The organism is Amycolatopsis balhimycina FH 1894, from assembly GCF_000384295.1.
Classification (GTDB): domain Bacteria; phylum Actinomycetota; class Actinomycetes; order Mycobacteriales; family Pseudonocardiaceae; genus Amycolatopsis; species Amycolatopsis balhimycina.
This window is the reverse complement of record NZ_KB913037.1, coordinates 9,060,847-9,080,796: the sequence shown is the minus strand read 5'-3', so window position 1 is coordinate 9,080,796 and position 19,950 is coordinate 9,060,847. Positions and strand designations below refer to the sequence as shown.

Here is a 19,950-nt window from a genome sequence, read left to right as displayed (position 1 = left end):
CCCCTGAGAACGGATGTCCCTCATCATGGAACCCGTGGCCAAGAAGAAACCCCGCGCCCGTCAACGACCCCGGCGGGTGTTCACACCTGAGTTCAAAGCGCAGATCGTTGAGCTGGTGCAGCGCGGCGAGCGAACCGTCCCGGAGGTGGTCCGGGACTTCGAGCTGACCGACTCAGTGGTCCGCAAGTGGATCGTCCAGGCCGAACGCGACGCCGGGACCCGCACCGACGGGCTGACCAGCGACGACAAGACCGAACTCGCCGCCCTCCGGAAAGAGAACACACGGCTGCGGGAAGACGTGGAAATCCTCAAACGAGCGACAGCTTTCTTCGCGAAGGAGACCCGGTGAACGTTTACCCGTTCATCGAGGCGGAGAACGCCAGCGGCAAGGGCACTGTCAAGCGTGCCTGCGCGCTGCTCAAGGTCTCCCGTGCCGCCTACTACACCCACCGCGCAGGCCCGTCCGCCCGCGAACTGACCGACACCGCCCTGACCGACCACATCGCGCAAGTGCACGAGGAGTCCCGCGGCACCTACGGTTCACCGCGGGTGCACGCCGAACTGCAGGCCCAAGGCCACCGCCATGCCCGCAAACGCGTCGCCCGGCTGATGCGCCAAGCAGGCCTGGCCGGACGGACACCGAAACGATGGCGCACCACCACCATCGCCGACCCCGCCGCCCCGGCCCGCCCGGACCTGATCACCCGCGACTTCACCTGCCACCCCGAGAACATCAACACGCGGTGGTGCGGCGACATCACCTACATCCCCACCTGGGAAGGCTGGCTCTACCTGGCCACCGTGATCGACCTCGCCTCCCGCAAGGTCATCGGCTGGGCCACCGCCGACCACCTGCGCACCGACCTCATCGACCAGGCCCTGCGTGATGCGCTCACCCAGCGCCGCCCCGCTCCCGGGGTGATCTTCCACTCCGACCGCGGCTGCCAGTACACCTCCGCCCAGTTCGCCCGCACCGCCACCGACGCCGGCGTCCGGCTCTCGGTCGGTCGCACAGGCCAGTGCTGGGACAACGCGGTGGCCGAGTCGTTCTTCGCGACCATCAAAACCGAACTGCTCGACCGGCAACCTTGGCCGACCAGAACCCGCGCTCACCAGGCGATCTTCAGCTACATCGAAGGCTGGTACAACACCCGCCGCCGGCACTCCAGCCTCGGCTACCTCAGCCCCAGCGCCTACGAAACAACCACTCACCCGGCTACCGAACCTCAGGTAGCCTGATCTCACTCATCGACCCTGTCTGCCCAAACGGGGCAAGCCCAGGTCTTCGGAGGTCCTGAATGAGTCATTCAAGACCTTTGGACGCGCGTCCAGCGGCCGTAGGCGGCCGAACTAGGCGAACACCTCACGCCGCGCGGCCACCCATTGCGCGTACGTCGTCCCCGGACGGCCCAGCAGCTCTTCGACGACGCCGGTCGGCACCTGGGGGTGCCGCAGGGTTTCCTCGAAGCCGTCGAGCAGCCAGTCGACGGCCGCCTCGGGTACGCCGAACCCGATCCACTGCGCGCGCTGCTCGGCGCGGGTCAGCTCGCGGAACCGGATTTCCTTACCCAGCACCGACTCCAGCGTCGCCACCTGCCCGCGCAGGCTGATCGCTTCGGGTCCACTGAGGACGTGCGTGGCTCCGACGTGCCCGTCCGAGCCCAGCACCCGGGCGGCGACGGCCGCGATGTCGCCGAGGTCGATCGGGGTCTGCGTCGCGTCGCCGTAGGCCATCGCGACCTCCCTCGCGCGGACCATGTCCACCCAGTCGAGCGTGTTGTTCATGAACGCGCCGGGCCGCAGGAACGTCCAGGCGAACCCGGCGTCGCGGACCGCGGCCTCGACGGCGGCATACTCGTTCCCGCTGGACCCCTCGTGGCCGTCTCCGACGCTGCTGCCCGACAGTGCCACCACCCGCGAAACACCCGCCTCCGACGCCAGTTCGCAGAACCGCCGCACGGTCTTCGCCATCGGCGCCAGGTACACCGCCGAGACGCCCTTCAACGCCACCGGCAGCGTCGACGGCTTCGCGAGCGACCCGACGACCACCTCCGCTTCCGAAGGCAGCCTCGCTCGCGAAGGATCGACGGTCAGCGCCCGCACCGGCACCCCCGCCGCGACCAGCTCGTCGACCACCAACCGGCCGACGCTGCCGGTCGCGCCCGTCACCAGGATCGTCATGAGTCACCCTCCTCATTCCCGTATGTCATACGAGATCGTACGGCATACGGGAACTCGACTGCACGCGAAAAAGACTTCAGGAGGTGATGGTCGGCAGTTCCGGCGCCGCGACGTCGTAGATCTTGCCCTCCTGGGTGAGCAGCGCGGCCAGGACCTTGGCCTTGCGGTCCGTCTGCTCCGCCGTCCCCCAGCGGACGATCTTGCCGCTGGCCAGGGTGAACTCCACGCTCGCCGGCGTCTTCGCCGTCGCGGTCGTGACCTGCTTGAGCAGCTGCTCCGGGATCACGCCGAGCACCGCGGTGACCGCTCGGGTCACCGGGTCGTCCGCCGACACCTTCGGCAGCTTCAGCTCCGGCAGGCCCGGCGGGCGGGCGGAGACCGTCTTGAACACGACGCCGCCGCCGTCGACGAGGTGGACGCCGTCGCCGCCCGGGCCGCTGTCGAAGAACGCGATCGCCGTCCGCTCGGTCACCGTGATCTCGACCGTGTCCGGCCACGAGCGCGACACCTCGACCGTCGCGATGCCCGGCATCGCCGCCACCCGGTCACGGATCTCGTCGGTGCTCAGCCGCAGCATCGGCTTGCCGGACGGCACCGCCGCCACCGTGCGGATCTGGTCGGCGGACACCGTGCGCGAGCCGCTGACCGAGACGTTCTGCGCCCCGAGCATCGAGCTGAAGAACAGCAGGTAGACCAGCGCCACCACAGTGAGCACGCTCAGCAGCGCGACCCACCGGCGGCGGATCTCAACGTGGCGGTTGGGCCGGTTGCGCGGGCTCGGCCGGGACGCGCGGGTGCGGCGGCGTTCCTCGTCGGAGCGCCGCCCCCGCCGTTCCCGCGCCAGGGCGGCACGATCCCGTTCGTCCTCTTCGGACGGACGGCGGCGTTCCCTGGTCGAGCTCATGGCCTCAGCGCTTGTCCAGCTCGGCGAGGATCTCCGGGCCCAGCTGCGTCACGTCCCCGGCCCCCATGGTCACCACGAGGTCGCCCGGCTTCGCCAGCCCGGCCACCAGCGGCGCGGCGACGTCGAAGGCCGGCTCGTAGTGCACCGCCGCGGTCACCCGGTCGGCGATCAGCGCGCCGGTGACACCCGGTTCCGGTTCCTCGCGCGCGCCGTAGACGTCGAGCACGACGACCTCGTCGGCCAGGGACAGCGCCTCGGCGAACTCCGTCGAGAACGTCTTGGTCCGCGAGTAGAGGTGCGGCTGGAAGACCACGAGGACCCGGCCGGCTCCGGCCGCCGTCCGCACCGCGCGCAGCTGCGCGGCCACCTCGGTCGGGTGGTGCGCGTAGTCGTCGTAGACGCGGACGTCGCCCGCCCGGCCCTTGAACTCGAACCGGCGCCGCACCCCGCCGAACGCCGCGAGCCCTTCGGCCAGCCCGGACACGGGCGCGCCCAGCGCGATCCCGGCCAGCAGGGCCGCGACCGCGTTCAGCGCCATGTGCTCGCCGGGGACCGCGACCTTGACGTCGATCGGCTCGCCCCGCAGCGAGATCCGCACGATCCCGCCGTCGGGCAGCGGCTCGTAGGACGTGATCCCGGCGTCGTCCGCCCCGCTGACCGAGCGGCCGTACCGCTGCACCCGGATGCCGCGCTTCTCGGCTTCGTCGCCGAGCGCGTCGGCCCCCTCGTCGTCGGCGCAGACGATCAGCAGCCCGCCCGGCTCGATCCGGTCGGCAAAGTCCCGGAACACCTTCGTGTATGCCTCGGCAGTGCCGTGGTGGTCCAGGTGGTCCGGCTCGACGTTCGTCACCACCGCGACCGACGGCACGTACGTCAGGAACGAGCCGTCGCTCTCGTCGGCCTCGGCGACGAAGACGCCGCCCTCGCCGTGGTGGGCGTTGGCGCCGGACTCGTTGAGGTCGCCGCCGATGGCGAACGACGGGTCGAGCCGGCAGTGCTGCAGCGCGACCGTGAGCATCGACGTCGTCGACGTCTTGCCGTGCGTGCCCGCGATGCAGGCGATGCGGTGGCCCGCCATCAGCCCGGCCAGGGCCTGCGCCCGGTGCAGCACCGGGATGCCGGCGGCGCGGGCCGCGGCCAGCTCCGGGTTGGTCTCCTTGATCGCCGTCGAGACGACCACCGCGGACGGCGGCTCGGAGAGCGACGAGATGTTCGCAGCGTTCTGGCCGACGAACAGTTCGGCGCCCTGGGCGCGCAGCGACAGCAGCGCCCGCGACTCCTTGGCGTCCGAGCCCGACACGAAAGCGCCCCGGGCCAGCAGGATCCGCGCGATGCCGGACATGCCGGCGCCGCCGATCCCGATCAGGTGGGCCCGGCGCAGGTCTTCAGGCAGGTCAAGCACCGGCGGCCTCCAGGACGATCTTGGCGAGCACTTCGTCGGCTTGGCGGTGCCCCATGCCGACCGCCGCCGCGCTCATCTTCGCGACGCGGTCGGCGTCGGTCACCAGCGGGACGATCAGTTCGGCGACCTTCGCCGGGGTGAGGTCGGCGTCTTCGACCATCAGCGCGGCCCCGGCGTCGACGGCGGGCCGGGCGTTGGTGGCCTGCTCGCCGTTGCCGTAGGGCAGCGGGACGAACACAGCGGGCAGCCCGACGGCGGTCACCTCGGCGACGGTCATCGCGCCCGAGCGGCACACCGTGGCGTCGGCCGCCGCGTAGGCCAGGTCCATCCGCTCCAGGTAGGGCACCGGCACATACGCCGGCCGGCCCGGGAACTCCTGGACGACCAGGGTGTTCTTCGGGCCGTGCGCGTGCAGCACGCCGACCCCGGCGTCCGCGAAGTCCTTCGCCGCGCCCGACAGGGCGTTGTTGATCGACACCGCGCCCTGCGAACCGCCGAACACCAGCAGCGTCGGCGCGTCCGGGTCCAAGCCGAAGTGCTCCCGGGCCTCGGCCCGCAGCGCGGCGCGGTCCAGCGTCGTGATCGACGGCCGCAGCGGGATCCCGACGACCTCGGCCTTCGGCAGCGGCGTGCCGGGGACGGCGACCGCGACCCGGTGCGCGAACCGCGCGCCGACCTTGTTCGCCAGGCCCGGCGACTGGTTGGCCTCGTGGACGACGATCGGGATGCGCCCGCGCGCGGCCAGGTAGGCCGGGAGGGCGACGTAGCCGCCGAAGCCGACGACGACGTCCGCGCCGACCCGCTCCAGCACCTCACGGGTCTTCCGGACCGAGTCGCGGACCTTCAGCGGCAGCCGGAGCAGCTCCGGCGTCGGCTTGCGCGGCATCGGCACCGGCGGGATCAGCTCCAGCGGGTAACCACGCGCCGGGACCAGCTTGTTCTCCAGGCCGCGCTCGGTGCCGAGCGCCACGACCGTCGCGTCCGGGCGCAGCCGCATGACGGCGTCGGCCAGCGCGAGGGCGGGTTCGATGTGTCCTGCGCTGCCACCTCCGGCGACCACGACCACGGGCGCCTTGCCCGCGGGCGATCGCCCGGCTCCCTTGACGGGGTTACTCACCGATGACCTCTCCGGTTCGCGGTACTCCGGGTACCACGGCTCGCTGTTGTCCGCGCGGCCCCGCCGCGAGACGTGCTCGTGCGGGTCGTGCTCGTCCGTGCCGCGCTGCGGCGCACCGGCTCGCGGACCGACCTGCGTCGTTCCTGTGCCGGGGCGGGCCGCGCCGCACGGGGCGCCGGCCTGGCCGCCTTCGCCCCACTCCGTCCCGCCGCCTTGCGGGTGGCGGGCGGGCGGTACGGGTCGGGCGCGGGCAGCCGCAGCAGTCGCCCGAATTTACCCGGCCCCTGTGTGCGCAGTGCGGCCACCGCCTCCGGTTCGTGCCGGGCGGCGTTCGCGAGCACCCCCATGATGAGCATGGTGATCACCAGCGACGTCCCGCCGTAGGAGATCAGCGGCAGGGTGACGCCGGTGACCGGCAGCAGGCCGACGACGTACCCGATGTTGATGCCGGCCTGCGCGACCAGGAACACGGTCAGCGTGCCGGAGACGATCCGGATCCACGGGTCGATGTTGCGGGTGGCGATCCGCAGGCCGACGACGGCGACCCCGCCGAAGAGCAGCAGCACCACGACGCAGCCGATCAGCCCGAGCTCCTCGCCGATCAGGGCGAAGATGAAGTCGTTCTGCACGTTCGGCAGGTAGCCCCAGTTGGAGGTGCCCTGGCCGAGGCCCTTGCCGAGGAACCCGCCGTCGGCCAGTGCCAGCTTGGCCTGGTTGGCCTGGAAGCCCTCGGCGGTGACGTCGGCGTCCGGCGAGAGGAACGACATGACCCGGGCGAGCCGGTAGGGCGCGATGACCGCCAGCACGAGCACGCCGGCCAGGCCGCCGGCGAGGATCACGCCGAACAGCCGTTTCGGGGCGCCGGCGAACCACAGCAGCGCCAGGAGCACAACGGCGAGGGTGACCGTGCCGCCGAGGTCGGGCTGCAGCATGACCAGGGCGAACATCAGCAGCGCGATCGGCACCACCGGCACCAGCAGGTGCCGCCACTGGTGGATCACGTTGTACTTGATCACCAGGATGTGGGCGCCCCAGAAGGCCAGCGCGACCTTCGCGGCCTCGACGGGCTGGAAGGTGAACTCGCCGATCTTGAACCAGCCCTGCGAGCCGTTGACCTCCGAGCCGAGCGGGGTGAGCACGAGCACCAGCAGGCCGAGGCAGATCACCGTCGCGGTGGCCGACATCCGCCGGATCCGCTCCAGCTTGACCCGCAGGCCGAGCCAGAACACGACCGAGCCGATCGCGACGAACACGAGGTGCTTGACGAACAGCGAGTAGACGCCGCTGCCGGTCTTCGGGTTGTAGGACGCGACCGACGACGCCGACAGCACCATGACGATGCCGATGACGGTGAGCACGCCGGTGAGGGCGAGCACGAGGTGGAACGACGCCAGCGGGCGGGAAAGCCACGCGGTCAGCGCGGTCCGGACGGCGACGAACCCGCTTTCCTTGCGCTCGCGGCGTGGCCGCTTCGGCGGTGGTGCGGGCTTGGGTTCAGCTGTCGTCACTCGGCTCCCCCGCTGCGTCGTCGCGGAGGACACGCACGGCCGCGGCGAACGCGTCGCCGCGCTCGCCGTAGCTCGTGAACATGTCCAACGACGCCGCGGCGGGTGCCAGCAGCACCACGTCTCCGGGCCGGGCCATCGCGCTGGCCGCACTCACCGCCGCAGTCATGGGTTCATCGTCACCCGGACGGAGGCTGTTCACCGGGACATCCGGCGCGTGTCGCGCGACCGCGGCGGCGATCACGGGTGAATCGACGCCGAGTAGCACAACTGCGCGCAGGCGGCCTGCGATGCTGCTCACCAGCTCGTCGACGGAGGCGCCCTTGAGCTGGCCGCCGGCGATCCACACGATCGATTCGTGCGCCCGCAGCGACCCGGCGGCCGCGTGCGGGTTGGTCGCCTTCGAGTCGTTGACGTACCGGACGCCGGCGACCTCGGCCACCTCGACGGCCCGGTGCGGCGCGGGCTGGTACTCGCGCAGGCCCTTCAGCACGGCCTCCGGCGAGACGCCGTGGGCGCGGGCCAGCGCGGCCGCGGCGAGGGCGTTCGCGACGTTGTGCGGGCCCGCCGGGCGGACGTCGGAGAGCGTGGCGAGTTCCTCGGCGCTGTTCGCCGGGTCGGCGACGAAAGCGCGGTCGACCAGCAGGTCCTCGACGATCCCCAGTTCACCGGCGCGGGGGGTGTCGAGCTGGAAGCCGACGCGGCGGGCGCTCTCGGGCGCGTGCTCCGAAGCGATCCGGGTGGACCACTCGTCGTCGGCGTTGTGCACGGCGACCTTGGCCCGGGTGTACACGCGGCCCTTGGCGGCCGCGTACTCGTCCATCGAGCCGTGCCAGTCGATGTGGTCCTCGGCCAGGTTGAGCACCACGGCGGCGTCCGGGGCCAGCGTCGAGGACCAGTGCAGCTGGAAGCTGGACAGCTCGACGGCCAGCACGTCGTAGCCGGCGCGGACCGCGTCGAGCGCCGCGTAGCCGATGTTCCCGCAGGCCACGGCGTTCGCACCGGCCGCCTTGAGGATCGACTCCAGCATGCCCACGGTGGTCGTCTTGCCGTTGGTGCCGGTCACGACCAGCCACGACGGCGGGTGCTCGCGCAGCTGCCCCACGCGCCAGGCCAGCTCGACGTCGCCGATGACCTCGACACCCGCCTCGGCCGCGGCCGCGAGCAGCGGCGACGTCGGTCGCCAGCCGGGGCTGGTGACGACGAGGACCGTGTCTTCGGGAGGCTCGGTCAGGCCCGGCACCAGCTCGGCGCCCAGGCCGTCCAGCTCGGCGAGGCGTTCGGCGTTGCCGTCGGTGACCGTGACCTTCGCGCCCAGCTCGGTGAGCACGGGCACGATCGACTTCCCGGTGACCCCGGCCCCGGCGACGAGAACGTGACGACCCGCGATCTCCAACGTCAGCCTCCGAAGCCGAGTTGCTCGCTGTAGAACAGGCCGAGCCCGAACATGCAGCAGATCGCCGAGAGCAGCCAGAACCGGATGATCACCGTGGTTTCGGCCCACCCGGCGAGCTCGAAGTGGTGGTGGAACGGCGCCATCCGGAAGACCCGTCGCCGGGTCGTCCGGAACACCGCGATCTGCGCGACCACCGAGATCATCTCGACCATGAACAGGCCGCCGATGACGATGGCGAGCAGCTCGGTGCGGGTGGTCATGGACAGGCCGGCGACCAGGCCGCCGAGGGCCAGCGAGCCGGTGTCGCCCATGAAGATCTTCGCCGGGGCCGCGTTCCACCAGAGGAACCCGACGCAGGCGCCGGTCGCCGCGGCGGCGACCACGGCCAGGTCCAGCGGGTCGCGGACGTCGTAGCAGGCCTGCGCCGGGCCGTTCGCGCAGTTGAGCCGCTCCTGCCAGAACGAGATGACGACGTAGGTCGCCAGCACCATCGCCGCGGAGCCGCCGGCCAGGCCGTCGAGGCCGTCGGTGAAGTTCACCGCGTTCGACCAGCCGGAGATCACGATGTAGCAGAAGATCACGAAGATCACCGACGGAAAGGTGATCAGCGCGAGATCGCGGACGTAGGAGAGGCTCTCCGACGCCGGCGTGAGCCCCTGCGCGTTCGGGAAGTTCAGCACCAGGACCGCGAACGCGATGGTGACCACGAGCTGCCCGACCAGCTTCGCGGTCTTGTTCAGCCCCAGGTTGCGCTGCTTGCGGATCTTGATGAAGTCGTCGAGAAACCCGACGATCCCGAGGCCCACCGCGAGCATCAGCACGAGCAGCCCGGAGGCCGTCGGCGCGCCGCTGCGGGAGTTGAACATCCAGTTGATCAGGTGGGCGGCGAAGTAGCCCACGACCATCGCGACGATGATCGCCACGCCGCCCATGGTCGGCGTGCCGCGCTTGGACTTGTGTCCCTGGGGGCCTTCCTCGCGGATCTCCTGGCCGAAGCCCTGCCGGGAGAAGACCCGGATCAGGTAGGGCGTGAGCAGGATGGAGATCAGCAGACCCGCCGCGGCCGCGATCAGGATGCTGATCACGCGTCACCACCGTTCGAGCGTTCGGACTTGTCGGACTGGCGCTGGTCGAGCAGGGCGTCGACGATGCGCCAGAGAGCGGCGGACTTGGACGCCTTGACCAGCACCACGTCCTCGGGACGGAGCTGGTCGCGCAGCAGGGCGACGGCGGCCTCGACGTCGGGGACCAGGGCGGCTTCCTCGCCCCAGGAGCCCTCGTGGCACGCGCCCTGGTGCATCGCCGCCGCCTCGGGGCCGACCACGACGAGCTTGGCGATGTTGAGCCGCACGACGAGCCTGCCGATCTCGTCGTGCGCGGTGACCGAGTCCGCGCCGAGCTCGGCCATCACGCCGAGCACGGCCCAGGACCGGCGGCCGGTCTCCCGCGTCATCGCCGCGAGGGCCTTCAGGCCGGCCCGCACCGACTCGGGGTTGGCGTTGTAGGAGTCGTTGAGGAAGGTGACGCCGTCGGCGGGCCGGGTGACGACCTCCATGCGGCGCGCGGAACGCTGCTCGAGCTGCGAAAGGCGGGCGGCGATCTCCGCCGGCGTCGCGCCCAGCTCCAGCGCGACCGCCGCGGCGGACAGCGCGTTGCCGACGTGGTGCTCGCCGTGCAGCGGCAGCTTCACCGAGGCCTCGCCGACCGGGGTGATCAGCCGGAAGGACGCGCGGGCCTCGTCGTCGAGGGTGATGTCGGCCGCGCGGACCTGCGCGGACGCGCTCTCGCCGACGTAGACCACCCGGGCCTTCGTGCGGCTCGCCATGGCCGCGACCAGCGGGTCGTCGAGGTTGAGCACCGCGAGGCCGTCGGCAGGCAGGGCCTCGACCAGCTCGCCCTTGGCCTTCGCGATGCCTTCGCGCGAGCCGAACTCGCCGACGTGCGCGGTGCCGACGTTGAGCACGACGCCGATCTTCGGCGGCGCGATGGCCGCGAGCTCGGCGATGTGCCCGAGCCCGCGCGCGGACATCTCCAGCACCAGGTGCCGGGTGCCGGTGTCGGCACGCAGGGCCGTCCACGGGTGGCCCAGCTCGTTGTTGAACGACCCGGGCGGCGCGACCGTCGGGCCGAGCGGCTCGATCAGCTGGGCGATGACGTCCTTGGTGGAGGTCTTGCCGGAGGAGCCGGTGACGCCGACGACGGTGAGCTCGCCCTCGGCCAGGCGCCGCACGACGTACCGGGCGAGCTTCCCGAGCGCGGCGAGCACCGCGGCGCCGGAGCCGTCCTTGTCGGCGTGCAGCGCGAACGCCCGCTCGTGGGTCTCGCCCACGGCGGGCCGCGGCACGATGATCGCGGGCGCGTCGACCTCGCGGGCGGCCAGCACGGCCACGGCGCCGGCCTCGACGGCCTGGGCGGCGAAGTCGTGGCCGTCGACCTTCGCCCCCGGCAGGGCGACGTACAGGCCGCCGGGGGCGAGCTGCCGGGTGTCGAACTCCACGCTGCCGGTCACTTGCGCGCCCCCGTCGGCGCGGTGCAGCCGGCCGCCGACGACGTCGGCGATCTCGGCCAGGCTGAGCACGATCACACACTCACCTCGAGTTTGTTGCGAATGGCCGCGGCCAGTTCGTCGCGGTCGGAGAACGGGTGCACGACGCCACCGGCCTCCTGGCCGGATTCGTGCCCCTTGCCGGCGAGGAAGACGATGTCCCCCGGCTCGGCGAGTGAGACGGCGTGCGCGATGGCCTCGCGGCGATCGGCGATCTCGACGATCTCGGCGGGCCCGGCCGCACGGGCGCCGGCGAGCATGGCGGCACGGATCGCCGCGGGGTCCTCGGAGCGGGGGTTGTCGTCGGTGACGATCAGGACCTCGCTGCGCCGGGCCGCGGCCTCGCCCATCATCGGGCGCTTGGCGGTGTCCCGGTCGCCGCCGCAGCCGAGCACGGTGATGATCCGGCCCTCCGCGCGGGCCCGCAGCGCGTCCAGGCCCTGGGCGACCGCGGCCGGCTTGTGGGCGTAGTCGACGACGGCGGTGAACTCCTGGCCGACGTAGACGCGCTCCATCCGGCCCGGCACCTGCACCTGGGCGAGCCCGGTGACGATGTGCTCCAGGCCCACGCCCGCGGTGCTCAGGATCGCGGCGGCGAGCACGGCGTTGGCGACGTTGAACTCGCCGGGCAGCGGGATCCGGGCGCGGGCGCTGACGCCGCCGGGGCCGTGCAGGGTGAACGTCTGCTCACCCTGCGGCGTCGCCTCGAGGTCGGTGGCCTTCCACGCCGCGTCGGTGCCGGGATCCGTGGTCACGGTGATCGTCTGCGGGGTGAGCAGGGCCTGCCCCCACGCGCTGTCGACCACGACGACCTCGGTGGTCGAGCGGCCGTCGAACAGCAGGGACTTCGCGGCGAAGTACTCCTGCATGTCCTTGTGGAAGTCCAGGTGGTCCTGGGAGAGGTTGGTGAACGCGCCGACGGCGAACCGGGTGCCGTTGACGCGGCCCAGCGCGAGCGCGTGGCTGGAGACCTCCATCGGCACGTGCGTGACGCCGCGTTCGAGCATCACCGCGAGCAAGGCCTGCAGGTCGGGCGCCTCGGGCGTGGTGAAGCCGCTGACCAGGCGCTCGCCCGCGATGCGGGTCTCGACGGTGCCGATCAGGCCGGTGGTCAGGCCGGCGGCCTGGAGCCCGGCGTCGACCAGGTAGGACGTCGTGGTCTTGCCGGAGGTGCCGGTGACGCCGAGGACGGCCAGCCGCAGGGAGGGCTCGCCGTAGATCCAGGCGGCGATCTCGCCGAGGGCGGCGCGCGGGTCGGCGTGGACGAGGATCGGGACGCCGGCGTCGCGCAGCGCGGGCCGCTCGGCGCCTTCGGCGTCGGTGAGCACCGCGACGGCCCCGGCGGCGACAGCCTGGTCGCTGAAGTCGGCGCCGTGGGCGCGGGCGCCCGGGAGGGCGGCGAAGAGGTCACCGGGGAGCACGTGCTGTGCGCGCAGCGTGGTGCCGGTGACGGTGAGCTCGGCCGCGTCGGGCGAGCCGGCGATCAGGCGGGCGTCCGCCCGGGCGAGGAGGGTCGCCAGCGGGACCGGGACGATGCGCGCCGGGCGGGGCGGCGCGGGGACCGCTTTCACCGGGCTTTCCGGCACCTGGGAACTGGACGAGGACACGGACACGGCCAAGAGGCTACCGGCGGCCGGTTCGGGCCCCCGCACGCGGTACGGCGATTGCGTGCGCGCCCGGCACATGTGCTAAACGGCGATCCCGACCCCATTGCGCCGCAAGGGTTCCGCCGTCGCGGCAGGCCGATGTGGACGTTCGGCGTGTCAAAGCCCCCTGCGATGTCATGAACGACTCGTTCACCTCGTCCGATGACAGGAAAGAGTCGTTCATGACATCCGAGAACCCGCGTGAGGGGGCTTTAACGGACAGTGCCTACGGCGTGATGACGAGCGGAACCACCGGCGACGAGCCGTCGGACAACGGAATCTGGTACCGCTGCGTCAGGTACGAAGCGATGGTGTGGAACAACGGCGCGGCGGAATGCCCCCCCGGCAGCGTCGTGTCGGGCGCGTCCAGCCGGATCCCCACCACGAACCGGGGGTGGTCGGCGGGCAGGATGCCGGCGAAGGTGATGTTGTAGAGGTGGTCGCTGTAGGCCTTCGTCCGCGGGTCGACCTGCTGGCCGGTGCCCGTCTTCCCGGAGATCTGGTACCCCTCGACCGCGGCCGTCGTCGCGGTGCCCTTCTGCAGGCCCTTGCCGTTCTGGGCGACCGCGCGCATCATGTCGCGCACCGTCTTGGCCGCCTCCGGGCTGACCACCTGCACCGTCTTCGGCGCCGGCTCGGGCACGGCGGTGCCGTCGGGGTTGATCTTCGCCTTGACGATCCGCGGTTCGACGCGCAGGCCGTCGTTCGCGATCGCCTGGTACATCCCGGTCATCTGCAGGATGGTCATCGACAGGCCCTGCCCGATGGGCAGGTTGCCGAAGGTGGTGGCCGACCACTGGCTGCGCGCGGGCACGGAACCTGCGCTTTCGCCGGGCAGGCCGACGCCGGTGCGCTGGCCGAGGCCGAACTTCTTCAGCAGGTCGGCGTAGTGCTCCGCGCCGACCTTCTGCGCCAGCAGCAGGGTGCCGATGTTGGACGACTTGGCGAAGACGCCGGTCGTGGTGAACGTCTGCGTGCCGTGGGTCCAGGCGTCGTGCACGACCTTGTCGGCCACCGGCATCGAGCCCGGCACCTCGAGCGTCGACTCGGGCGTCGCGACGCCGTACGCGATCGCGCCCGTGGCGGTGACGATCTTGTTCACCGACCCGGGTTCGAACGGCGTGGTCACCGCGCGGTCGTTCATCGCCTCGGGGTCGTTGAACGTCGAGGGGTCGTTCGGGTCGAACGTCTTGTCGTTGGCCAGCGCGTAGACCTCGCCGGTCTTCGCGTCCATGACGACGGCCTGGCCGCCCTTGGCGTGTGACTGCTGCACGTAGTCGGTCAGCTGGCGCTGCAGCTCGTACTGCAGGTCCGAGTCGATGGTCAGCTCGAGGTCGGAACCCGGGACGGCGGCCTGGAGGTCGCGCTCGGTGCCCGGGATGACGACGTTGTCGCTGCCGTTCTTGGTGTTGACCAGCATCCGGCCGGGCGTGCCCGCGAGGTCGTTGTCGCGGGACTGCTCCAGCCCGACCAGGCCGTGCAGGTTGTGCTTCGAGATGTCCTTGTCTTCGGTGCGCCAGTTGGCGACGCCGACGATGTTCGACGCCAGGTTGTCGCCCGGGTACTCGCGCAGCGCCCGCTTCTCGCGTTCGATCCACGAGAACTGCTTCCAGATGTCGGCCGCGACCGACGGTTCGACGTTGTGCTCGAGGTAGGTGAAGGACGCCTGCTTGTGGAACTGGTCCAGCAGCTGCTGCTCGGTCAGCTGGTTCGGCACCTTGGCCGCGATGTACTTCGCGGCCGCCGCGGTCTCGCTGTCGAACGTCTTCTTGGTGCCGGGGTTCTTCGCGACCCAGTCGTCCATGCTCTTGTGCAACGCCTTGAGGTTCACCGACAGCGAGCGCACCTCGACGCTGAACGCCAGCTTCGCGCCGTTGCGGTCCACAATGGACCCGCGCTGGGCGGGGATGTCGATGGTCTGGGTGCGCTGCCGTTCGGCCGCGGCCGAGAGCGCCGCGGCGTCGAACCACTGCACCTGCACCAGTTTCACGCCCGCGACGAGCAGCAAGGCGACCAGCAGCAGGCGCACGGCGGAGAACCGGCTGCGGTGCCCGCCGTTGCCCCGCCGCGCGGCGGCGCTCCGCGTCCCCGCGGCATAGGTCCGCCGCGCACTTCCGGCGCGCGGGCGGGTCTGCGCCCGCGTCGAAGCCATCACTGGCCGCCTCCCGCCGGCGCGGGCTGCTCCTCGGCGGGCACGGCGGGCTGGTCACCCTCCACCGGCGCGCCCTGCTGCGACTGGGTGCCGGCGGCGGCCGCGACCGGCGGCGCGACCACCACGGCGGGTGTGTCGGCCTTGGCCTTCTTGGGCTCGCCGACGAGGGTGGTCTTGCCGTCGGGACCGACGACGACCCGCGCCGGGTCGCCACCGGGCACCATGCCCAGCTGCTGGGCCGCGGGGGCCAGCGAAGCGGGCGACTCGGCCTTCGCGACGTCGCGCTGCAGCTGTTCCTTGGTCTCGGCCAGGCGCCCGTTGGTGGTGCGCAGCTGCTCGAGCCGGTAGGAGTCGGCAATCGCCTGCGTGGTCAGCCACAGCGTGGTGGCCACGCCGACGGCCAGCAGCGCCATCATCATCAGCACGAACGACGCCCGCGACTTCGGCAGCATCAGCTTGAGCTTGACCTTGGACCCGCCCGGCTCGGCGGGCTTCGGCTCGGGCCGCGGCTCGCGGTCCTTGAGCAGGTCGGCGCGCTGGGCGCGGCGCGCGTAGGCGCGCTCGGCCGCGGAAGTACGGCCACGGGACGCACGCCGGGGCGCGGCCTTGCCCGGCTCGAGCGGCTGCACGTCCGGCTCGGTGGTGGCCGGCGTGCGGGCGGCCTCGCTGCGGGCCCGCGCCGGCGCGGCCCGGCGGCGGGACTTCGCGGGAGCGGTCATCGCGGCTCTCCGATCCTCTCTGCGGCCCGCAGCCGCACCGAAGCGGCGCGCGGGTTACGTTCGATCTCCTCTTCGCCGGCCTTCTCGGCGCCCCGCGTCAGGAGCTTGAACTCCGGCCCGTGGCCGGGCAGCTCCACCGGAAGCCCTTCCGGGGTGCGGGACTTCGCGAGCTCGGCCAGCGCCTGCTTGACCAGGCGGTCCTCCAGGGACTGGTACGACTCGACGACGATGCGTGCACCCGTCTTCAGCGCGCCCAGTGCGGCGGGCATGGCGCGGCGGAGCACTTCGAGTTCGCCGTTGACCTCGATCCGCAGCGCCTGGAACGTGCGCTTGGCCGGGTGCCCGCCGGTCCGCCGGGTGGCGGCCGGGACGGCGTCGTAGAGCAGCTCGACCAGGCGCCCGCTGTTCGTGAACGGCTCCTTCGCCCGCGCGGCGACGACCGCTTTGACGATCCGCTGGGCGAAGCGTTCCTCGCCGTAGTCCCGCAGGATCCGGATCAGCTCGCCGGGGGTGTAGGTGTTGAGCACGTCGGCGGCGGTGAACCCGGTGGTCGGGTCCATCCGCATGTCCAGCGGCGAGTCCTTGGAATAGGCGAACCCGCGCTCGGCCCGGTCCAGCTGCATCGACGAGACGCCGAGGTCGAACAGGATGCCGTCGGCCTTTCGGAGGCCCACGCTTTCGAGGGCCTCCGGAAGTCCGTCGTAGACGGTGTGCACGAGGTCGACGCGGTCGCCGTGCCGGGCGAGGCGTTCCGCCGACTTCTCCAGCGCCGCGGGGTCGCGGTCGAGCGCGACGAGGCGCAGCCGCGGAAAGGCTTCGAGGAGGGCGTCGGAATGCCCGCCGAGGCCGACGGTGGCGTCCACGAGGACGCCGTCACGGTCGGCGAACACGGGAGTGAACAGCTCGACGATCCGGTCGAGCAGCACCGGGACGTGTTCGGGTGCTGTCATGTTCCCCTCCCCCTTTCTCGCCTGGACGGCCCGGGGGAAATATGGCGGATGCCGTCAGGTCCCTGTCCGCCCGCTGCCGACCTGGTACCGGGGAAGGTGCACCAGGGCTGTTGAGCGGACAGAGGCCTCACGGCATCCGGGTGGGCTTCCCCTCGTCATGCGGGCGGCGAACCTCTCGTCCCCCGACGACGCAGGTGCACCGCGACCGCACGTCTAGAAGACGCCCGGCAGTACTTCCTCTCGAGCCTTCGCGTAGCTGTCTTCGTGTTCCTCCAGGTAGCCCTGCCACGCTTGGGCGTCCCAGATCTCCAGCCTGGTGATCGCCCCGATCACCACGCACTCCTTGCTGAGCCCCGCGTAGCGGCGGAGCTCGGGCGCGATGGTGATGCGCCCCTGCCCGTCAGGGCGTTGCTCGTCCGTGCCGGCGAACAGGTAGCGCTGGTAGGCCCGAACCGCCTCGTTGGTGAACGGGGCCTCGGCGACCTTGCGCGCCATCTGCTCGAACTCGGCGCGGGGGAAGACGAAGAGGCAGTGGTCCTGCCCCTTGGTAAGCATCAGCCCACCCGCCAAGGCGTCACGGAACTTCGCGGGCAGCGCGAGCCGCCCCTTGTCGTCCAGCTTCGGGGTGTGGGTGCCGAGGAACACGGCCTCCACCTCCCTACCGCCTTCGGTGGCGAACCACCTCGGACGGCCCCGGGGCTTCCCTTCCGCCCCACTGGCCACCACCGTACCCCACTTTTCACCACAGTCAACGCGACAAACGCGCGGACCACTCCGTCGGGTGTTCTGTTTACGCAGGTCAGCAGGGTGGGGCCAGGTGGGGGCCCCGGTGGGGGACGGTGGCCAAGATCCCCCACCCCGGGTCCCGGAGCAACCTCAGCTGTCCCCCAAGCGTCCGCATAACGGCCGCGAAAGAACCCTCCACCCCCCAAGTGGGGCCCGGTGGGGCCCGCCAGTGGGGCCCGGTGGGGAGGTCTTGAATGACTCATTCAGGACCTCCCAGGTCCTGAATGAGTCATTCAAGACGCTGGCGGCCGCCGAGTTGTCCACAGGGCCTCCGCGATGACAGTGAGTAGTCCACAGATTGCGGAGAGGGCTGCCGCCCGGCGGTTTCGACGGCGACCATGGAGGGGTGGGCAGACACACATGGGCACGCGATGCGGAAGCGCTCTTCGCGGCCAGCAGACGTGGGGTGATCACCGTGGCACACCTGGAGTCCCTGGGCGTGCCGCAGCGGACGAGCTACCGGCGGTGCCACCCGGGCCGGCCGTGGCAACGGCTCCTGCCCGGCGTCATCCTGTTGCGTACGGGCGAGCCGACGCGTCGGCAGTTGATCGAGGGCGCCCTCCTCTACTGCGGTGACCAGGCGGTCATCACCGGGCTGGAGTCCTGCCGGCGCCAAGGGCTGCGGCGCCCGGCTGTGCCGGGGGAACCCCTCCACCTCCTTCTGCCTGCCCACCTGAAGACCACGAGCAGCGGCTACGTGCTCGTCGAACGGACGACGCGAATGCCCGCCCCGGTCCGGATCGACGGACTGCCCCTTGCCCCTGCGGTCCGGTCGGTGCTGGACGAATGCCGCCGGTTGACCGAGCGTGCCCCGGTCCGGGCGCTGCTGGCCGAAGCAGTGCAGCAACTGGAGGTCGCCCCGGCGGACCTGTCGACCGAGCTGGAAAACGGGAGCACCCGGGGCAGCGCCCTGCCACGCGCAGCGCTGCAGGAGATCGCGCACGGCGCCCGGTCCGCCGCCGAGGCCGAGGCCATGGCGTTGGTCCGCCGCACCGGCCTGCCGGATCCTCTCTGGAACTTCGTCCTCCACGACGAGCAGGGCCGCTACGTCGCCACCCCGGACGCGTGGTGGGACGAGGTGGCACTGGCCTGGGAGATCGACTCCTTCGAGTTCCATTTCGGGCAACCCGGCTATGCCGCAACCCTCGCCCGCAACAACCGGTACGCCGCGGCCGGAGTCTCCGTGGTGCAGACAGTCCCCAGCCAGCTGCGCACAGAACCGCGCGCAGTCGTCGCGCACCTCGTGTCCGCCTACCGCGCCGCGGCCGCCCGTCCACGTCCGCCGGTCCGGCTGGCGTCTTGAATGACTCATTCAGGACCTCGGAGGTCCTGTATGAGTCATTCAAGACCTCCGGAGCAGGCCGGGGGGTCAGGCTTCCGGGGCGAGGAGGGCCGCGACGCGGGCCGCCAGGCGGGTGCTGTCCACCGGGCTCACCGTGACCCAGTCCCCACCCCGGCCCGCGGTTTTCGTCGCGCAGTACGCGCCGACGTCGGTGTCGAACCACGTCAAGCCGCCGAGCCGCTCGACGCGGCCCGGGCCGGACCGGCGGCTCACGCTGAACTGTCCCGCCGCGTACACCGGCCGGGCCTGGATCGCCAGCGCCTCCTGCCGCTGGGCGGCAGCCGAACGGGAACCCACGTCGGAAGACAGCGCCGTCGCCGGCAGGCTGACGCCGTAGCCGGGGCCTGCCGTCAGCTCCGGCAGGACGTCCACCAGCGCCGTGCACAGCTCGCCGTCGCCGATGGTGTCCAGGGCGATCGTCTGCTCCGGCTGGGTCGCCAGGACACCGCGGCGGCCACGCGCGGCCGTCACCGCGCGGAACGGCGCCGGAGCGGTCATGTCCGCCAATGCCTCGCACGCGACGAAGACCTCGCCCGAGGCGAGGAGCTCCAAGCGCGAAGCCAACGCAGGTTCCAAAGAACCGTCGTAGAGACCGCGTTCGGCGAGGTTCGCGTACACCGCTTTCCGCACTTCGGCGCGTTCCTCGTCGGTCCCGCCGACGCTGCGGACGCTCAGCGGCTCCGGCGGGCGGTCGTGGCCGAGGTCGGTCCAGAGGACGTCGAACGCCGACGCGGAGACGCGGATCAAGCCCGCCCCAGCGCCGGTGGGGCCGGGAACGCCTCGGCGGGCACGTGGCCGCGCAACGCCGCGTCCCGGGTGCGCATCACGTCGATCGCCTTCTGCCGCGCGGCTTCCGCTTCGGCGCGGCGGGCCGCCATCTCGTCGGCCAGCCCGGCCAGGACGAGCAAGTTCCCGGACGAAGCGGCGTCGCGGATCATCGCCGCCGGGTCGTACGCCACCGGCGGCGGCATGTCGGCCCGGGCCCGTGCGGCCGCCTCCGCCTGCGCGCCGACCGCCCGGCCCACCGACGCCGAGACGGCGGCGGAGTGCCCGAGCCACCGCGCGGCCCGGTCCAGTGCCGCCCGCGCCGCGTCCCCCGCGTCACCTCGCCAGCTCTCCTCCGAGGAAGCGACGAGCGCGGCGACGCCGGCCGTCGACTCCTGCAGCCGTTTCGCCAGCCCCTCCCAGCGCGCGCCCGCCTCGCCCGCGGCGGCCGGGTCGTTGCCCCGCTCGACCTCGGCGGCCATCGCTTCGTGGCTGTAGGACTCGTACCGCGCGGCGGGAACCGGGGGTTCGGGCACAGCG

General features: G+C 71.9%; 18 protein-coding genes. 3 read left to right on the top strand and 15 right to left on the bottom strand.

Features of this window, described 5'->3' with window-relative positions:
• Positions 1-34: 34 nt before the first annotated feature.
• Together A3CE_RS0141915 and A3CE_RS0141910 are read left to right on the top strand one after the other, a co-directional pair.
• Positions 35-349, top strand: coding sequence for a transposase (locus A3CE_RS0141915; RefSeq protein ID WP_169523903.1), 315 nt, complete (start codon positions 35-37; stop codon positions 347-349).
• Positions 346-1,239 carry an IS3 family transposase gene (locus A3CE_RS0141910; protein WP_020638208.1) on the top strand — a complete coding sequence of 298 codons (894 nt, stop codon included), beginning with the start codon at positions 346-348 and terminating at the stop codon, positions 1,237-1,239. The genes A3CE_RS0141915 and A3CE_RS0141910 overlap by 4 nt, the downstream gene beginning before the upstream one ends.
• 111 nt (positions 1,240-1,350) lie before the next feature.
• Here the strand turns inward: A3CE_RS0141910 and A3CE_RS0141905 are convergent, their stop codons facing one another.
• The 13 genes from A3CE_RS0141905 to mraZ all read right to left on the bottom strand — a co-directional run bounded on the left by A3CE_RS0141905 (position 1,351) and on the right by mraZ (position 17,162).
• A complete protein-coding gene (locus A3CE_RS0141905; protein WP_020646096.1) occupies positions 1,351-2,181 on the bottom strand; it encodes an NAD(P)H-binding protein in 831 nt (276 codons plus the stop codon).
• A 76-nt stretch (positions 2,182-2,257) separates the two neighbouring features.
• Positions 2,258-3,085: a cell division protein FtsQ/DivIB gene (locus A3CE_RS0141900; RefSeq protein ID WP_020646095.1), complete on the bottom strand. Its 828-nt coding sequence runs from the start codon at positions 3,083-3,085 to the stop codon at positions 2,258-2,260.
• A 4-nt stretch (positions 3,086-3,089) separates the two neighbouring features.
• The gene (gene murC, locus A3CE_RS0141895; RefSeq protein WP_020646094.1) at positions 3,090-4,487 is read right to left on the bottom strand and encodes a UDP-N-acetylmuramate--L-alanine ligase; all 1,398 of its coding nucleotides are present in this window, start codon (positions 4,485-4,487) and stop codon (positions 3,090-3,092) included.
• Complete coding sequence (gene murG / locus A3CE_RS0141890) at positions 4,480-5,604, bottom strand: undecaprenyldiphospho-muramoylpentapeptide beta-N-acetylglucosaminyltransferase (RefSeq protein ID WP_026469373.1); 1,125 nt, start codon at positions 5,602-5,604, stop codon at positions 4,480-4,482. Before murG ends, murC begins: the two co-directional genes overlap by 8 nt.
• Complete coding sequence (gene ftsW, locus A3CE_RS0141885; RefSeq protein ID WP_020646092.1) at positions 5,601-7,112, bottom strand: putative lipid II flippase FtsW; 1,512 nt, start codon at positions 7,110-7,112, stop codon at positions 5,601-5,603. Before ftsW ends, murG begins: the two co-directional genes overlap by 4 nt.
• Positions 7,099-8,505, bottom strand: a complete 1,407-nt coding sequence (murD, locus tag A3CE_RS0141880) for a UDP-N-acetylmuramoyl-L-alanine--D-glutamate ligase (protein ID WP_020646091.1) — start codon at positions 8,503-8,505, stop codon at positions 7,099-7,101. The genes ftsW and murD overlap by 14 nt, the downstream gene beginning before the upstream one ends.
• A 2-nt stretch (positions 8,506-8,507) precedes the next feature.
• Complete coding sequence (mraY, locus tag A3CE_RS0141875; protein WP_020646090.1) at positions 8,508-9,590, bottom strand: phospho-N-acetylmuramoyl-pentapeptide-transferase; 1,083 nt, start codon at positions 9,588-9,590, stop codon at positions 8,508-8,510.
• Entirely contained in the window at positions 9,587-11,089 is a 1,503-nt protein-coding gene (locus tag A3CE_RS0141870) for a UDP-N-acetylmuramoyl-tripeptide--D-alanyl-D-alanine ligase (protein ID WP_020646089.1), read from the bottom strand. Before A3CE_RS0141870 ends, mraY begins: the two co-directional genes overlap by 4 nt.
• On the bottom strand, positions 11,086-12,621 hold the full coding sequence (locus tag A3CE_RS0141865; RefSeq protein WP_020646088.1) for a UDP-N-acetylmuramoyl-L-alanyl-D-glutamate--2,6-diaminopimelate ligase: 1,536 nt from the start codon (positions 12,619-12,621) through the stop codon (positions 11,086-11,088). The genes A3CE_RS0141870 and A3CE_RS0141865 overlap by 4 nt, the downstream gene beginning before the upstream one ends.
• Before the next feature lie 301 nt (positions 12,622-12,922).
• Positions 12,923-14,848 (bottom strand): peptidoglycan D,D-transpeptidase FtsI family protein, encoded by a 1,926-nt coding sequence (locus A3CE_RS0141855; RefSeq protein WP_020646086.1) that lies wholly within the window; start codon positions 14,846-14,848, stop codon positions 12,923-12,925.
• On the bottom strand, positions 14,848-15,567 hold the full coding sequence (gene ftsL, locus A3CE_RS0141850) for a cell division protein FtsL (protein ID WP_020646085.1): 720 nt from the start codon (positions 15,565-15,567) through the stop codon (positions 14,848-14,850). Before ftsL ends, A3CE_RS0141855 begins: the two co-directional genes overlap by 1 nt.
• Entirely contained in the window at positions 15,564-16,517 is a 954-nt protein-coding gene (gene rsmH, locus A3CE_RS0141845; RefSeq protein ID WP_020646084.1) for a 16S rRNA (cytosine(1402)-N(4))-methyltransferase RsmH, read from the bottom strand. The genes ftsL and rsmH overlap by 4 nt, the downstream gene beginning before the upstream one ends.
• Positions 16,518-16,730: 213 nt before the next feature.
• Complete coding sequence (mraZ, locus tag A3CE_RS0141840; protein ID WP_014467434.1) at positions 16,731-17,162, bottom strand: division/cell wall cluster transcriptional repressor MraZ; 432 nt, start codon at positions 17,160-17,162, stop codon at positions 16,731-16,733.
• A 547-nt stretch (positions 17,163-17,709) separates the two neighbouring features.
• Between mraZ and A3CE_RS0141835 the strand changes: the two genes are divergently transcribed.
• Positions 17,710-18,606 carry a hypothetical protein gene (locus A3CE_RS0141835; protein WP_020646083.1) on the top strand — a complete coding sequence of 299 codons (897 nt, stop codon included), beginning with the start codon at positions 17,710-17,712 and terminating at the stop codon, positions 18,604-18,606.
• Positions 18,607-18,672: 66 nt separating this feature from the next.
• On the opposite strand, the gene A3CE_RS0141830 is transcribed toward A3CE_RS0141835, so the two are convergent.
• Positions 18,673-19,392, bottom strand: coding sequence for an ESX secretion-associated protein EspG (locus tag A3CE_RS0141830; RefSeq protein ID WP_020646082.1), 720 nt, complete (start codon positions 19,390-19,392; stop codon positions 18,673-18,675).
• On the bottom strand, positions 19,389-19,946 hold the full coding sequence (locus A3CE_RS0141825) for a PPE domain-containing protein (protein WP_020646081.1): 558 nt from the start codon (positions 19,944-19,946) through the stop codon (positions 19,389-19,391). The genes A3CE_RS0141830 and A3CE_RS0141825 overlap by 4 nt, the downstream gene beginning before the upstream one ends.
• Positions 19,947-19,950: the final 4 nt, after the last annotated feature.